The following is a 15,738-nucleotide window of genomic DNA, read 5'->3' on the forward strand; positions in this document are numbered from 1 at the left end:
CAGGACCGGGTAGCGCTCAGCGGCCTGGCCGCCGGGCGACGACGGCGAAATTCAGCGGGATGCGCGGCGCGCCGTCCCGCAGCGTCCACCCTTGTTCGCAGGGCACGAGATCGGAAAACGCGGGCCAATCCATGAAGGGCAGCTCCGTCAACGCCTCGATGACGAGCCCGGCCGCGAGCAGCGCTCCGACGATCTCCCCCAGGTCGTGGCGCCACTCGTGATTGGCGGTGTGGGTGATCTGCCCGTCGGAGTCCTCGGTGTAGGTACCCGAGTCCGAATAGCTCCGAGCGCCGCCGCCGCCGCCGAGGTAGTCGTCATCGATCTCCCACGGTTCGAACTGCATCGCGCCCAGAATCGGATGGTCGTCGCGGATCACGAACACCCCACCCGGTTCGAGCAGATCATGGATCGACCGCGCCCACGCGGTGAGCTCCGGTAGCCAGACGATCGTTCCCGCGCTGGTCACGATGGTATCGAAACGCCGGTGGAGCACCGCCGAGGCGAACCGCGCGTCCCCTTCGACCCAGGTGATATCGCGACCGTCGGCCTCGGCGATCCGCGCCGCGTGCCGCAGCGAGTTCGGCGACAGATCCAGTCCGTGTACCTCCACCGCGCCCAACCGCGCCCAGGACACGGTGTCGGTGCCGATGTGGCACTGCAGATGCAGCAGCGACCGCCCCTGGATCCCGGATTCCGGGAGGTGTGGCGCCAGCACCGCGAGATCGTTGCGCACCACCGAGGAAATGTCGTCCGGATCGGCCAGAAAGGCATCGACGTCATACATCTGCGAACGCGCGTGCACGTCGGCCCGGTCGTCCCAATTCGCCCGGTTGGCGGCGATCGCTTCGGCTTCGAGCACGGTGTGACCTTTCGACGGCGGGGTGACGGCGAGGATCAACGCTAGCGTCGAGTGTGCGTCGGGTCGACTGATTTTGTGCCGCCGGACCTCACGGAATGCGTCGGGTGGGGGAGTATTCCTGTTCGGGGCGTCCGGTGGCGCCGTAGCGCAGTTGCATGCGCAGGTCGCCGGTGGTGACGAGTGCGGCGAGGTAGCGCTGAGCGGTGGCTCGGGAAATGCCGGTGGCGGTGGCTACCTCGCCCGCCGACATCGGAGTGGGGGCCTGGTGCACCGCTCGGAGTACCAATTCACGGGTGGGGGAGGCGGTGGCGGATGCCCGGTCCGGGGTGGCCGGGGCGGGGCGCAGTGCTTCGAGTGCCGCATCGACTTCGCGTGCGCTGACCTCGGGGACGGAGAGGATTCTGCGGTAGCGGGCGTAGCCTGCCAGGCGGGCGGCGAGCACGGTGTGGTCGAACGGTTTCACCAGATATGCCAGCGCTCCCGCCGTCGAGGCCGCACGGACGGTGCTCGATTCGGTGGCAGCGGTGAGCATCATCGCGTCGCAGTGCAATTCGCGCACCAGATCGATACCGGAACCATCCGGCAAGTAGACGTCGACCAAGGCGAGATCGATGGCGGTCGTGCCGAGTGCCTGACGCGCGGCGGCGACGGTGTTGACGACCGCGCCGACGGCGAATCCGGGTAGCGCGCCGACGATTCCGGCATGCATGTTCGCCACCCGGAAGTCGTCATCGACCACGAGCACGGTGAAATCGGGCCGGTTCACGACACTTCTCCCTCGCTGAGCACGCCGGGTAGGCGCGCGATGAACTCCGCCCCGATCAGTTCCCCTCCGGCAGAACCGGCCGAGGCCAACCACACATCCCCACCGAGCGCCCGAGCGACCTGCCGCGACAACGCCAACCCCACCCCGCGACCGCCGGGCACCCCACCACCGTGCTTCGTCGAAACCCCGTCGGCGAACAGTGAATCCACCAACTCCGGTCCGATTCCCGGGCCACTGTCGGCCACGGTGATATGCAGTGTCGATCCCTCCCGCACCAACTCGACCTCCACGAGTGCCTGCGCGCCGGGCTTGCTCGCCACGGAATCGTCGCCGGTTCGCGTATCGAACGCGCCGTCCACGCCAGCTCCCGACCCTGGGCCGACAACGCGCACCGCATCGATAGCATTGTCGAGCAGATTTCCCAGCACTGTCGTCACATCCACCGGCGCAACAAGATTCGCGTCGACCCAGGTACTCGGCCCCAGCCGCAACAGCACCCCGTTCTCGCGGGCGTGAGCCGCCTTGGCCGCGAGAAACGCCTGCAGATAAGGGTCGCGCACCGCATCGATCCCCGGCATCGCGGCACCGAGGGGCCCTGATCCGAGCAACTCGTCGATATAGCGCGCGGCCTCGCTGGGCCGATCACCGTGCAGCAATCCGCTGAGCAGATGCAACCGATTCGCGAACTCGTGCCGCTGCGCCCGCAGCACCGTGCTCATCGACCGCACCGCGTCCAACTGCCGAGTCAGCGACTCCACATCGGTCCGATCGCGCACATCCAGCACCGCCCCCAGTGCGCGCCCGTCACGGTTGACCATCCTGGCGGTGACCACGACGATCCGATCACCGACCGCCGCCTGCACCGGCTGCCCATCGGCGGCGCGAAAAGCCTCGAGCACGCGAGGCGTGAGGTCGATCGAATCCACCGAACGTCCACTCTCCCCGTCGATTCCGAGCAAGGTCCGCGCCTCGTCATTGATCACCGTCGTGTGCCACCTGGCATCGACCGCGACCACCCCCACCCCGATCCCGTGCAGCACCACATCCTGTTCCCGCACCAATTCGGCCAGCTCAGCGGGCTGCAGTCCCAGGGTCAGCCCGTGCCACCGCCGCGCCAGCAACATCGACCCCGCGATCCCGGCGAACAACGCGCCCAACACCAGCACCGCGGCCCGGCGCAGATCGCTCACCAGCTGGTCGCTCACCGCCTCGGTGGAGATCCCGACACTCACCTCACCCGCCACCCGATCCGAACCCGGTTCGCGCACCGGCACTTTCGCCCGCACCGAGTCGCCGAGCGTGCCGTGCTCGCGGATCACCACCTCGCGCCCTGCCAGCGCCTCCGACGGATCCGTACTCACCTTCTGACCCAGCCGCGCCGGATCGGGGTGGGCCAGTCGCAACCCCGCGTCATCGGTGATCACCACGAACAGTGCCTCGGTCCGCAACCGCGCCGCCTCGGCGGTCTGCTCCAGTTCCCCGCTCGCGAGCTCCGCGTGCGGCAACGGACCCGGCTCCAACGCCGCGTACCGGGCGACCTCGTCGCGCACCAGCGGATCACTGGCGACAGTGCGTGCGATAGCCAACGCCCGCTGCCCGTACTCAGCTGACAGCCGCTGATCACTCAGATACGCGAACACCCCGAATGCCAGCCCCAGGATCAACGCAACCAGCGCTACCTGCAGCAACACGATCTGTGTCCGTAGCCGGACGACACGGGGGAACAGCCTCACCGGCTCAGTGTAGGCACCTACGGTGGCGGTGAGCACAATGCGCACAACGCCGATATCGCCGCTTGCGCTGGTTGTGCGCACAAGCGCGCGCCCTGTGACCCACACCACTTATCTTTCGATAGCGGCCGCACATCACACCCAGCGGCGCCGGACACAGGAGCAGCAATGAGCAATCCACTCATCGAACTCCGGGGCGCGACGAAGCGTTTTCCCGGAACCGACGGTGGCATCCACACCGCGGTGAAGAACATCGACTTCACCGTTGCGCCAGGCGAATTCGTCGCGGTGGTCGGCCCGACCGGCTGTGGTAAGTCCACTACCCTCTCGCTGGTATCGGGCCTCGAGCCCACCTCGGCGGGGCGCACCCTGGTGCACGGCGAGGATGTCGACGGCATCCCCGACGGCATCGGTTTCATGTTCCAGCAGGATGCCGTGCTGCCGTGGCGCAGCGTGCTCGACAATGTCGCGCTCGGCCCGCGCTTTCGTGGTGTGCCGAAGGCCGAGGCGAAGGCGAAGGCCGCCGAGTGGGTACGCATCGTCGGGCTGGCCGGGTTCGAGGACTATTACCCGCATCAGCTCTCCGGCGGCATGCGCAAGCGCGTCGCACTGGCGCAGACCCTGGTGAACGAGCCCGAGATCATGCTCATGGACGAGCCGTTCAGCGCGCTCGACGTGCAGACCCGTCAGCTCATGCAGGACGAACTGCTGCGTGTGTGGGCAGGCACCGACGCGGCGGTGATCTTCGTGACCCACGACCTCGAGGAGGCCATCGCCCTGGCCGACCGGGTGGTGGTGATGACCGCCGGCCCCGCGACCGTCTGTGGTGACTTCCGCGTCACCCTCGAACGTCCGCGCAATGTCGAAGAGGTGCGCCTCACCGAGGAATTCCGCGACCTCTACCGGGAAATCTGGGAAACGCTGCGCGATCAGGTCGAGGCAGCACGCGCGAAGGGAGCGACCCGTGTCGCTTGAGACGATGACCGAGATCGCGGCCACCGCGCCGGAAGTCGAGGCCGAATCCGAGGAGCAGATCCTGGCTCGGGTCAAGGCCAGGAACCGCAAGTCCAAACTGCGTGTGTGGGGCCTGCGCGCCGCGCTGATCGTGCTGTGGCTCGGTTCCTGGGAACTCGTCGCGAGCCTGTGGATCGACCCCTTCTTCTACTCCAAGCCGTCCCTGATCTTCGACCGCCTGGTCGAATGGTTCACCGAGGGCACACAATTCGGTTCGATCTGGCTGCAGATCTTCACCACCGTGCAGGAGGCAGTGCTCGGTTTCGTCATCGGCACCGTCGCCGGTGTCGTGCTCGGTACCCTGCTCGGCCGCAGCCGCTACTGGGCCGATGTGCTCGCCCCGTTCATCAAGGCGCTCAACGCCGTTCCTCGCATCGTGCTGGCCTCGCTGTTCATCATCTGGTTCGGCCTTGGCCTTAGTTCCAAGGTCGCCACCGTAGTGGTGCTGGTGTTCTTCGCCGTGTTCTTCAACGCCTTCACCGGCGCCAGGGAAGTCGACGGCAATGTCATCAACAATGCCCGCATCCTCGGCGCGAGTAAGCGCCAGATCCTCGGCTCGATCGTGCTGCCAAGCGCCACCACCTGGATTCTGTCCAGCCTGCACACCGCCTTCGGCTTCGCCCTCATCGGCGCGGTCGTCGGTGAATATGCCGGTGCCAGTAAGGGTTTGGGCCTGTTGATCTCCAATGCCCAGGGCACCTTCGACGCGGCGGGCATCTACGCGGGCATGATCATCATCACGGTGGTCGCCCTGATCGCGGAATCGCTGATCGGCTTCGCGGAAGGCCGCCTGCTGAAATGGCGTCCCTCGCAGGCGCAGTCGGGTCATGGGGTGTAGACGATGCGATACCGCAAACCCTTCGCCATCGCCCTGCTCGCGATCAGTTCGCTGCTGTTGGCCACCGGATGCCGCGATTCGCGGTCGATCCCGATGTCCGACGGCAGGCCCCAGATCACCATCATGGTCGGCGGCCTGGAGAAGGTGATCTACCTGCCCGCGATGCTGGCCCAGCAGCTCGGCGCCTTCGAGGCCAACGAAATCGATGTGAAACTACTCGGCGAACAATCCGGTGCCAGCGCCGAAACCGCGCTGCTCACCGGCGACGTCCAGGCCGTGGTCGGTTTCTACGACCACACCATCGACCTGCAGGCCAAGGATCAGTGCCTGCGGACCGTCGTCCAATTCGCCGACGTACCAGGCGAAGTGGAGCTGGTCTCCACGGCCGACGCCGACACCATCCGCTCACCCGCCGACTTCCGTGGCCGCAATCTCGGTGTCACCTCCCTCGGCTCGTCGACCGACTTCCTCACCCAGGCGCTCGCCGGTCAAGAGGGCCTGAGCACCTCGGACTACACCAGGGTGAAAGTCGGTGCGGGACAGACCTTTATCGCAGGCATGAACCACGACGGCATCGACGCGGGTATGACCACCGATCCCACTGTCGCGAAAATGGTGCAGTCCGGTGACGCGAAGATCCTGACCGACATGCGCAACGAGGAAGGCACCCGCGCCGCACTGGGTGGCCTCTACCCCGCGTCGTCGCTGTACATGAAGTGCGACACCGTCTCCGCCCACCCGGAGATCGTGCAGAAACTGGCCAACGCCTTCGTCCAGACCCTGCGGTGGATCGACACCCACAACCCCGACGAGATCGCCGCGAAGATGCCGTCCCAATACGCGGGCAGCGACCCCGCCCTCTACGCGAAATCCATTCGCGACTCGATCGGCATGTTCAACGGCGACGGGCTGATGAAACCCGAAGGCGCTCAGAACGTCCTGCGCATTCTCGGCCAGTACTCCCGCAACGTGGCCCCCGTCCGAGATCGCATCGACCTCGAAGCCACCTACACCAACCAGTTCGTCGAACAAGCCCACCGAACCCCGGAGCAGTAACCACCATCGACCCTGCCGCAACACGCGGCAGGGTCGATGCGTGCCTATCGGTACGCGGGCTCGTTGTCCTCGCGATAGATCGCGAGCGCCGATTTCATCAACCGCACCAACGACCCTCGCGCGTCACCGGTATCACCCGGGCGCGCCTCGATCACCGAGCCACGTTCGGTGATCAGGTAGCGACCGTCCGGGAAATCCATCACGTGGAAGCCCTGACCGGGTTGCGGCCGGTTGTCGATCGCGGCACCCGGATAGCCCGCCACATACACCAGCGTCGACCGGGTCCGTCCGAAGAAATCGTCCGCCTTCTGCTGCGGAGTACGCCGATCGGCCGCCCACGGATCGTAGGGCGTTTCCTCGTCGATGTCGTTGCTGTTCATCGTGAACCCTTCCCCGGCTGCCGCCCCCGTCGCCGGCAGCCGGGCAAGGAGCTTGTCGGGCAGCTGCTCGATCTCGAGCAGGCTCATCCGGATGTCACCACCCTCGCGATCCAAGGGCACGCGCTGCTGTTCCAGCAGTACCGCTTGGTGTCCCCGCACCGCCGCGAACGACCGCAACTTCTCCCCGTCGCCGTATCCGGCCAGTTCGAACCGCGCTTCCGGCTCGAGCAGAATCCGCACTGCCGCTTCCAGGGTCTGGTCGAACATCGGCAGCACCCGCTGCGCCTCGTCTTGCCACAGCCGGTCGTAGTCGTCCACGGTCACCGCATCCGAATGCGTCTGCAGCGGATACGGCAGCACATCCCGATCCGCCGCCCGCCACAGCACGGTGAACCCGAGCGCGCTGAACTGCCACTGAGTCACGTTCACTCTCCGATCACAGGGGGCACGGTTCTGGCTCGCTGATCGTCGCTGAGCCCGGTGAGTTCTTCACCGTTCTCCTGCGTGATCAGATAGTCCTTCGTCCCGGCTTCCTTCTCGTCGTCGCCCTTGCCGCGACCACCACCGGCACCCATGCCGCCCATGCCCGACATCCCGCGGCCCGCACCGCCGGAACCCGCGCCGCCTGCGCCTGCGCCTGCTTTCCCGGCGGTCGCGCCTCCCGGCGTACCCGGAACGGCCGCTCCGGGAACGCCGGAACCGGGTGTGCCCGCACCGGGCGAACCCCCGCCCGGAGAACCGCCGGTCCCCATGGGTGTCGTCGAGGCGGGCGTGGTGCCTGCCGGTGAGGTCGGGGTGGTCGGCACGGTGGACTGCGGTGTCGTCGCGGCCGGCTCCGTGCTCGAGGGTGTGGTGTCGTCACCGGTGTCGTCGTCGGACGGATCCTCTGTCGTCGGCTGTTCGGTGGTCGGCTGTTCGGTGGTGGGTTGTTCGGTGGTTGGCTGCTGCGTGGTCGGCTTCGTGCCGGTGGTGTCGTCCTTGCTGCCCGGGTCGACACCCGGCTTCGATCCGGTGTCGAGGGGGTTGTAGGGCTGTGGCACCAAGGGGACGTCGGTGTCCGCGATCTTGATCGCCTCGTAGTAGATGCCCTTGACCACTTCCGCGCCTTCGGATTTCGCGGTGTCGGCGTTGTGGCTGTCCATCTTCCAGGTGGGTCCGGGGATGTAGCTCGCGATCCCGCTGATCGTGGACCCTTCGTGCGGCTTGACCCGGTCCTTGGCGATCTGCATGGCGGACTCGACGACCTTCACCTTCTCGGCCATCATCTGCGCCGACCCGAGGAGGTTGCCCGATTTCTCAACGTAGTCTTTGATTCCAGCACTGGCGCTGGCGCCCGCGTTACCGGTCCATTTCTCGGCGATCGCTGTCCCGATCTGGGCGTCGTAGGTCTTGAAACCCTCTTCGAGCTTGTTGCGCAGGGTTTCCCAGCGGGTGTGCAGCGTGTTCACCTCGCTCATCGACATCGCGGAGACACGCTCGTACAGATCCGACATTTGGCTCGGTTCGTCGTACGAGACAACCTGCGGCTTCTGATAGGTGCCGTCGAATTCGGTCTTCAACTCCGCCAGCCGATTCCGTGCGATGTGCGCGTCTGGGCTCTCGTCGGTCGAGCGGGTCGGCTTGCTGCCTTCGGCGTAATCCTTCAACGTGAGGTAGGTGCTACCTCCCGGGATGGTGTTGACGACAGCCCTGCCGAGGTTGTCCAAGAATGACACTATTGACCACCGGGGATGTTGGCGCCCTGTGAATTCAGCGCTTGAGCTTGAGCTACTTGCTGGTCTTCGTACTTCTTCACCGAGATCTCGATGGTGTCGCGGATGAGCGTGAGAACCTGAATATGTTCTTCAAAGGCCGTATTGAAATCACGTTCCCCGCCAATGGCTTTCATGCCGAGCATCTTAGACAGCTCGTCTGCGGCGTTGAAGCGACCTAGGCCCGACACCGACGAAAGCGAACTCAGGCTCTGCTTCAATTCGCTGAAGAGTGTAATCTGCCTGTTGCACGCGTCACGACAAATTGTCGAAACAGACGGATCCAAGTAGAGACTCCCGGACTCTGCGTTGGATTTTAGAGTCTCCCAACGAGACTTCTCGTCTGCCATTCACCCCACCCTTCTATGTATATTTGTGGATCTACTTCGGGAAAAGCGGAACAATTGCCTCAGCCATCGGCTGTAGCCGTTCGCACGGTGGGGTTTTCCGCTCTTTGACGCCGGTGTTGAGCATGTCGAGCTGGGCAAACCCAGTAGCGGTCTGGAATACTAGGGAGCAATCTTCATCGGCGTCGTGATGGCTCTGCCGGAATTGGATGCCCTGACGTCCGGCGACCACTACATCCTTGAACTCGACGTTCGTCGACTTCTGACGCACTTCATCGACGGTATGAATCGTCGTATAGGCAGTTAGGCCGTAGCCGGGCGGGTAGGCAGAAGCGCTCCATGCACAGATTTTCCAACCAGGCTCCTCGGCACCCAGGATGCCCGACCGCTTCGACGCCACATCCAATCCCAAGTCGGTCAGTGTCGAATCCGGGATCTGAGTGCACGGATCCCACAACGCGGCAGTAGCGGCTACCTGATCGGTAGTCCCACTCGGCTGCGCATTGCCACTCTCAGTCGTGGAACACCCCGCCACAGCAAGCACCCCACACACCACCGTGGTCACCACCACAGACCGTCGCAGCACGAGCATCCTCCGTCTTCCCCGATCACCGAGCCACACCAGCCTGACGAGCCCGCACCAACCCCACGGCCGCCCCGAGTACTCCCCGCACCCGGCCACCCCGTCGTTCCGAACAGCCTACGACACCGCCCCTCCCAATTCATCCCTCCGCCCCCGACCCATGGAACCTCCACAACCAAACAGACTTCCGCCGCGCCAGAGTTCTGCCAACCCTCCACAACAACCCACGGCCGCACGCGAGTCATGCGGTCGAGCACCTATCCTCACCTCCCTACGTATCCCGCACAATCGGGCACCGAGGTGGCACCCCTTCACGCCCTTAGACGCACCGAAGCCCGTTCTGGTTCCATCGATTTCACCACCGGCATCTACCCATCCCGATCCGCTACGCTCGGCCATTGGCACTGCGTGCCGCAGGTCGTAGCCGTCGGGTCCGACCTGCTCGATCAGGATCGAACACCGCAGGTCACGGCAGGGAGTGCCCGTCGACCAGGGGTGGCATCACGTACGAGGGGCGGGGCACCACATGACCAGCGCTGGCGGGGAACTGAGTATCTCCCCGGACAAGATCAAATCCCACGCCACCAACGTCACCTCGGCCGGTTCCGGCTTGACCGAAGCACTCGAAGCAGCCCAAGCCGTCTCGGCGCCTTCGGATGCGTTCGGGAAGCTCTGTGCCTTCCTCGGCCCCTTGTTCGTCGACTCGGTCGAAACCGACGGCATCGACGCCATCCAGGCCGCGATCGACGCATTCGGCAACACCAGCTCGAACCTGACCGCCGTCGCCGACGCGTTCACCACTCGCGACAACACCAACGCCGCCGCGCTGAAGAACCTCGACGTCTGATGACCAATCCCCTCATCGCCGCGAAGGAAGACACCACCGACTGGTCCACCGGCATCAGCCTGGTCAGCTCGGTCACCGACCTGTCCGACGCGATCTCGGGCGGTTCCTGGATCGAGGTAGGCCTCGGTGTCGTCGGCCTCGCCGCCGAAGCGGTCTCCCTGGTCGTCGACCCCCTCGGCACCTTGGCCGGTTACGGCGTCGGTTGGCTGATCGAACACTGCCAACCCCTCCAAGACGCGTTGGACTGGATCGCAGGCGACCCCGCCCAGATCGAGGCCTATGCCAAAACCTGGGACAACGTCGCTGCCCGCATCAGCGAGGTAGCCACCGCCCAAAACAAGGCCGTGACCACCGATGTGACGGATTGGACCGGCCAAACCGCCACCGCCTACAAATCCGCCGCTTCCAACACCACGAACCTGCTCACCGCGGCCAACACCGCTTCGACCGCGGCAGCCTCAGCGATCCGCATGGCAGGCGGCATCGTCGCCGCGGTCCGCGAAACCGTCCGCGACCTGGTAGCCCAAACGGTCGGCCGTCTCGCGGTCTGGGCCGCGGAACTCGTGTTCTCGGTGGGTTTGGCGACGCCGCTCGTCGCGATCCAAGCCACCGCCTACATCGCCAAGACTGTGGCGACGATTTCGAAGTTGTTCTCGAAGCTGGCCAAGACGATGGCGAATTTGAAGCCGCTGTTGAAGCAGTTGAAGTCGGCATTCGGTGATATCGCGAAGGCGTTCAAGAAGACCCCGTCGAAGTCGAAGAACGCCGACAACACGACAACCAGCCCCGCTGCCGCGAAGAACACCGACACCTCGACCACACCCTCGACCACGAAACAGCCCGACACACCAACGAATCCGGCCAGCACGCCTGACACACCGGCCAAGACAACCGATAATCCGGACACCCCGGGTAGCACGAAACCGGCGAGCACTCCGAGCGATACCGGCAAGCTTCCAGACCAATCCGGTTCCGAGAAACCCGACCTCAACAAGACCGCGAAGCAAACCACCGACTGCGGTGACCCGGTCGACGTCGCGACCGGCGAGTTCCTGCTCCCCGCAACCGATATCGAGCTGCCTGGGGTGTTGGCGTTGGTGCTGACCCGCCGCCATCGTTCTTCGTACCGGTTCGGTCGATGGTTCGGGCCTTCCTGGGCAGCGACCCTGGATATGCGGGTCGAAGTCGACCAGGTCGGCGTCCGGTTCGTCGGACCCGACGGTGAGCTGTGGCAATTCCCCCACACCGCCCCGGACCTCCCCGTTCGTCCGGTCCACCAGGGCATCCGCGCAACCATGACCCGCACCGAAACGGGCGGATACTCAGTCCACGACCCAGACCGCGAGCTCACCTGGAGCTTCCGGCCCACCGCAATGTCGGCCGGGTCGGAAACCCCCCTCGGCAACTATCCGATCACCGAGATCACCGACCGCCACCACAACCGAATCACCTTCCACTACAGCGACACCGGCCACCCAACCGAAGTCACCCACTCCGGCGGGTACCGCGTCCGGATCGACACCACCGACAACCGTGTCACCGCCCTGACAGTGCTCGGCACCACCCCCACCGGCGAAGCGCTCGAAACCACTGTCCGCGAATTCGGCTACACGGCAGGTGATCTCGCCTCGGTCACCAACGGTATCGCCGCGACCACAACCTTCCGCTACGACGAACAACACCGCATGCTGTCATGGCGCGACTCCCGCGGCACAGAAATGCACAACACCTACGACCGATCCGGACGGGTCATCAAACAGGTCGGCACCGACGGCATCCTGTCGGCGACTTTCGCGTACGAGGCTATTCCTGACTTCCGCAGGTCGCGCACCCATCACACGAACTCCCTCGGCGCCACCACCACCTTCGAGTTCGACGAAGACCTCTGCCTGCGCAACCTGATCGACCCACGCGGCGCGACATCGATGACCGACTACAACGAGTACCGCCAACCGATCCGTCACGTCGACGCCTACGCCAACACCACGGTCTACCTCTACAACCCAGACGGTGACCTGGTCCTGCTCCGACGCCCCGACCAGGCAACCATCACCATCAGCTACGCCGCGCCCCACTGCCCGGCCACGATCACCGATGTCGATGGCACGACCACCACTCGCACCTACGACGACCATGGCAACCTGACCAGCGTCACGGATGCGGACGGTGTCACCACGGCCTACACCCATCATCGAGGTGGTGCGCCGGCCTCGATCAGTCTCTCAACAGGCGCCACCACCAGCATCGACGTCGATGCCGCCGGCCTACCGATCCGGATCATCGAGCCCAACAACGCGGTCACCATCGTCGAACGTGACACGTTCGGCCGACCCGTGACCATCACCGACCCTCTCGGCAACACCAGCACCAACCACTACTCGGCCGAGGGAAAGCTGCTCTCGCACAACGATACCGACGGTAGCACCCAGTCGTGGACATATGACGGCGAAGCGAACCTGCTCACGCATACCAACCAGATCGGTGCCATTACCCGCTACACCTACGGCGCCTTCGACTTGGTAAACACCCGCGAAACCGCCGACGGCACCATCACCGCCTACACCCACGACACCGAACGCCGTCTCACCTCGGTCACCAACCCCCTCGGGGACACCTGGACCTACGAATACGACCCGACCGGCAACGTATATACCGAAACCGACTACAACGGATCAGTCACCCACACCGAGCACGACCTGCTCAACCGGCCCACCACCCTCACGACGCCGACCGGCGTCCAACGTCGCCTCACCTACGACATTCTCGGCCGATTCATCGGCGTCAGCACAGACACGGGCGAATGGGTTGTCAACACCTACACCCCAACCGGGCTGCTCATCAATGCTAGAAATGGCGTGCACGACGACCCGATTCATTCGGTCACCTTTGTCCACTCGCCAGCCGGGCGGATACTGACCCAGCGCGTCGACGGGCGCGCCACCACCTACGACTACGACCGTCACGGTCGCCGCACCGGGTACACAACGCCGAGTGAGGCGTCGACCACCTATGAACACACCTCGACTGGACAGGTCGCCACCCTCACCACCAACGGCCACCGATTCGACTTCACCCACGACCGCATCGGACGCGAAAACAGTTGGCACAGTGCTGGTATCGGACAGGACAACACCTATAGCGCTGGTGGATATACCCTCAGCCGCGAACTCGTACAGCTCGATCCGCGCACCAGTGCGCCCATCCAACTGCTCGAGCGCGACGACTACACCTGGCGTCCGGATGGGTACGTCACGAGCCACACCACCACGACGCCCACCGCAAACCGGCGCCGCGACTACACCCTCGATGCGATCGGTCGCATCACCCACATCGCAACCCCGAGCCTCGGTGCCACCGAGCAGTACACCTACGACGCCCTGTCGAACCTCACGACCGCTGAGATCCCCGCATCACCGGCACCATCCGATCCCATCGCAGCCAACCAGAACACACCTGAACCCCCTGCCGACCAGCGCTTCGAGTACCGCAACAACCTCCTCGTCCGCGCCGGACGCACCCGCTACCACTACGACACCGCCGGTCGCCTCACCCGCAAAGAGAAGACCCGGATCTCCCGTAAACCCGCCATCTGGCATTACCGGTACAACGCCTTCGACCAACTGATCGAAGTCACCACCCCGGACAAGAACACCTGGTCCTACACCTACGACCCGTTCGGTCGCCGAACCAGCAAACGAAACGACACCAGCAACACTCTCACTGAATTCACTTGGGATGGAGTCCATCTCACCGAACAGTCGACCACCAACCATGCCGGTACCCGAACCCACACATGGACCAACCACCCAACAACCCACATCCCCCTCACTCAATCCGTCGATGACCAATTCTGGGCAATAGTCACCAACCTCGAAGGCAGCCCGACCCACCTCGCCGACCCCACCACCGGCAAAATTATCTCAACAGCCAACGCTGCTCTCTGGGGACAAACCGCCTGGGCAGGTCCCGACACACCCCACCGATTCCAAGGCCAACAATACGATCCCGAATCCGGCCTCCACTACAATCTGCACCGGTTCTATGATCCGGAAGTCGGCAGATTCCTGACTCAGGATCCACTTGGGTTGCCACCCGCTGAAAACCCAAATTCTTACCCCAGGAATCCAATTTCTTGGTGCGACCCGCTCGGGCTGGCGCCGGTTGGTTGCGCAAAGCGCGCCTGGGCGGACCGTGCGGACTTTAGTAGTCAGAAAGTTCTGGATAAGAAGTATGACGCCCATGCTTCAGATTTTGGCCTCACCGGCAACAAGAACAACGCCAATAAGGCGGCGTTTGTCGAAGCGATGAAGCAGCACATGACGGCCCCGGATACGAAGATTTACCGATTCAATTATAGAAACCAAGGAACAGCCATCGGATTCATCGACCCCAATACAAACAAGATGGTAATGTTACGATCTGACGGCAAGTTCTGGTCGGCTTGGAAGCTGGGAGACCAGCAATTTGAGGGTATCGTGCAGAGGGGTTTTCTATGGTAGCTGGAAACGGCGAATTCAATTTCTCCAAACGCACTTGGCAGCGCCCCCGGGATGTGTCACCGAATTCGGGCATTGGCGAGCAATTGACACTGATGAGAAGGCTTGCCTGCTGCGAAATTGATGGTGCAGATTTTGCACGCAGCTGGTACGCCGCACGGAGTAGATCTCTGGAAGCAAAGGAGCGGGTGCGACCGCCTTTCGAATTCCTGCTGGATCGAGTCTTCTTTGCGCTCGAAGATTACCCGATCGATCCATCAGACCGGGAAGACGGGGATATCACCGAGGATCAACTTCGCGCGGCAGTCTGCGATGCTCTGGTTCACCTCGATAAACTGTAGGTGAGCGACATGGGCACGGCGGAGATGTTTCCAATACTTGGGAAGTGAAACAATGGTCGAGTTCATTTTCACGGTCCGCGATGACCCTCCAGAGGATGGATATTCGCTAGGCGACCTGGAAGTGCTGGGTAACTTGGGATCAGTTACCACTCGCGGTCTCGAGCACTCTGATCAACGTATGATGGTGTATCCCTCCGCTGCTGCTCTCCTCTCCGAGGCTCGCTTACTGGCCAGTCGCGGAAAGGGCAATGGGAGGTTCGAGGGCTTTGGTTCTATGTTTGTGGTCGAGTTTTCACTACAGAAGGATCGCGTAGCTACCCGCCACGGGAAGATGGTGATTGATTCCACTCCATTGTCAGAGCTTCTTTGCGCTGTCTACGATAGCGCAAAATCTTTGCATGACCATGGTGTCAGCACCATCAAAGAGAATCGCAAGGTATTGAATATGTTGGAGAAGGAGATAGATTCATTCGAAGTCTGGCGAGCATCCCTTGATGTCAAACCCGTGAAATCAAACAATAGACGGAATCGTTGAGTTATTGATTGGGGTGGTTGATCGATCTCGAGCGCACTGTCGCGGATACCACCGCCTCCACTGTCGAGGTGTTGCCCATGTGGACCACCGGTGGGCGACCACAGCACAATGTCGAACGTCTTCTTCTATCGCAATGGGAGTCGATATGGCAAACCCTTTACCTGATCGTGGGTATACGCGAGTCGACGGCGATCT

14 protein-coding genes are annotated in these 15,738 nt (G+C 63.6%); 7 read left to right on the forward strand and 7 right to left on the reverse strand.

Annotated features, from left to right (window positions below):
- Window positions 1-16 precede the first annotated feature (16 nt).
- The 3 genes from ACFWPX_RS31445 to ACFWPX_RS31455 all read right to left on the reverse strand — a co-directional run bounded on the left by ACFWPX_RS31445 (window position 17) and on the right by ACFWPX_RS31455 (window position 3,358).
- Window positions 17-859 carry a class I SAM-dependent methyltransferase gene (locus ACFWPX_RS31445; protein ID WP_378931574.1) on the reverse strand — a complete coding sequence of 281 codons (843 nt, stop codon included), beginning with the start codon at window positions 857-859 and terminating at the stop codon, window positions 17-19.
- An 88-nt stretch (window positions 860-947) separates the two neighbouring features.
- Window positions 948-1,625 (reverse strand): response regulator, encoded by a 678-nt coding sequence (locus tag ACFWPX_RS31450; protein WP_378931576.1) that lies wholly within the window; start codon window positions 1,623-1,625, stop codon window positions 948-950.
- Window positions 1,622-3,358, reverse strand: coding sequence for an ATP-binding protein (locus ACFWPX_RS31455; protein ID WP_378931578.1), 1,737 nt, complete (start codon window positions 3,356-3,358; stop codon window positions 1,622-1,624). Before ACFWPX_RS31455 ends, ACFWPX_RS31450 begins: the two co-directional genes overlap by 4 nt.
- Before the next feature lie 165 nt (window positions 3,359-3,523).
- Here ACFWPX_RS31455 and ACFWPX_RS31460 point away from each other — a divergent pair, with 165 nt between their 5' ends.
- From ACFWPX_RS31460 to ACFWPX_RS31470, 3 genes are read left to right on the forward strand one after another with little or no spacing between them, the layout of a single operon-like run.
- Window positions 3,524-4,330, forward strand: a complete 807-nt coding sequence (locus ACFWPX_RS31460; RefSeq protein WP_378931580.1) for an ABC transporter ATP-binding protein — start codon at window positions 3,524-3,526, stop codon at window positions 4,328-4,330.
- The gene (locus ACFWPX_RS31465; RefSeq protein ID WP_378914813.1) at window positions 4,320-5,207 is read left to right on the forward strand and encodes an ABC transporter permease; all 888 of its coding nucleotides are present in this window, start codon (window positions 4,320-4,322) and stop codon (window positions 5,205-5,207) included. The genes ACFWPX_RS31460 and ACFWPX_RS31465 overlap by 11 nt, the downstream gene beginning before the upstream one ends.
- A gap of 3 nt (window positions 5,208-5,210) precedes the next feature.
- Window positions 5,211-6,263, forward strand: coding sequence for an ABC transporter substrate-binding protein (locus ACFWPX_RS31470; protein WP_378931583.1), 1,053 nt, complete (start codon window positions 5,211-5,213; stop codon window positions 6,261-6,263).
- 44 nt (window positions 6,264-6,307) lie between these two features.
- Here ACFWPX_RS31470 and ACFWPX_RS31475 read toward each other — a convergent pair whose 3' ends face one another.
- Genes ACFWPX_RS31475 through ACFWPX_RS31490 form a run of 4 tightly spaced genes read right to left on the reverse strand, consistent with a single transcriptional unit; the run spans window position 6,308 to window position 9,333 of the window.
- Window positions 6,308-7,066, reverse strand: coding sequence for an ESX secretion-associated protein EspG (locus tag ACFWPX_RS31475; protein ID WP_378914810.1), 759 nt, complete (start codon window positions 7,064-7,066; stop codon window positions 6,308-6,310).
- 2 nt (window positions 7,067-7,068) lie between these two features.
- Window positions 7,069-8,358, reverse strand: a complete 1,290-nt coding sequence (locus ACFWPX_RS31480) for a hypothetical protein (RefSeq protein WP_378931585.1) — start codon at window positions 8,356-8,358, stop codon at window positions 7,069-7,071.
- Complete coding sequence (locus ACFWPX_RS31485; protein ID WP_378931587.1) at window positions 8,358-8,744, reverse strand: hypothetical protein; 387 nt, start codon at window positions 8,742-8,744, stop codon at window positions 8,358-8,360. The genes ACFWPX_RS31480 and ACFWPX_RS31485 overlap by 1 nt, the downstream gene beginning before the upstream one ends.
- A gap of 31 nt (window positions 8,745-8,775) precedes the next feature.
- Window positions 8,776-9,333 carry a DUF3558 domain-containing protein gene (locus tag ACFWPX_RS31490; RefSeq protein WP_378931589.1) on the reverse strand — a complete coding sequence of 186 codons (558 nt, stop codon included), beginning with the start codon at window positions 9,331-9,333 and terminating at the stop codon, window positions 8,776-8,778.
- Between the two features lie 517 nt (window positions 9,334-9,850).
- Here ACFWPX_RS31490 and ACFWPX_RS31495 point away from each other — a divergent pair.
- Genes ACFWPX_RS31495 through ACFWPX_RS31510 form a run of 4 tightly spaced genes read left to right on the forward strand, consistent with a single transcriptional unit; the run spans window position 9,851 to window position 15,543 of the window.
- Entirely contained in the window at window positions 9,851-10,171 is a 321-nt protein-coding gene (locus ACFWPX_RS31495; RefSeq protein ID WP_378931591.1) for a type VII secretion target, read from the forward strand.
- The gene (locus ACFWPX_RS31500) at window positions 10,171-14,670 is read left to right on the forward strand and encodes a DUF6531 domain-containing protein (protein ID WP_378931593.1); all 4,500 of its coding nucleotides are present in this window, start codon (window positions 10,171-10,173) and stop codon (window positions 14,668-14,670) included. The genes ACFWPX_RS31495 and ACFWPX_RS31500 overlap by 1 nt, the downstream gene beginning before the upstream one ends.
- Window positions 14,664-15,008, forward strand: a complete 345-nt coding sequence (locus ACFWPX_RS31505; RefSeq protein WP_378931595.1) for a hypothetical protein — start codon at window positions 14,664-14,666, stop codon at window positions 15,006-15,008. The genes ACFWPX_RS31500 and ACFWPX_RS31505 overlap by 7 nt, the downstream gene beginning before the upstream one ends.
- A 52-nt stretch (window positions 15,009-15,060) precedes the next feature.
- Window positions 15,061-15,543: a hypothetical protein gene (locus tag ACFWPX_RS31510; RefSeq protein ID WP_378931597.1), complete on the forward strand. Its 483-nt coding sequence runs from the start codon at window positions 15,061-15,063 to the stop codon at window positions 15,541-15,543.
- Window positions 15,544-15,738 lie beyond the last annotated feature (195 nt).

It is taken from the genome of Nocardia sp. NPDC058518, from assembly GCF_042719655.1.
Taxonomy (GTDB): domain Bacteria; phylum Actinomycetota; class Actinomycetes; order Mycobacteriales; family Mycobacteriaceae; genus Nocardia.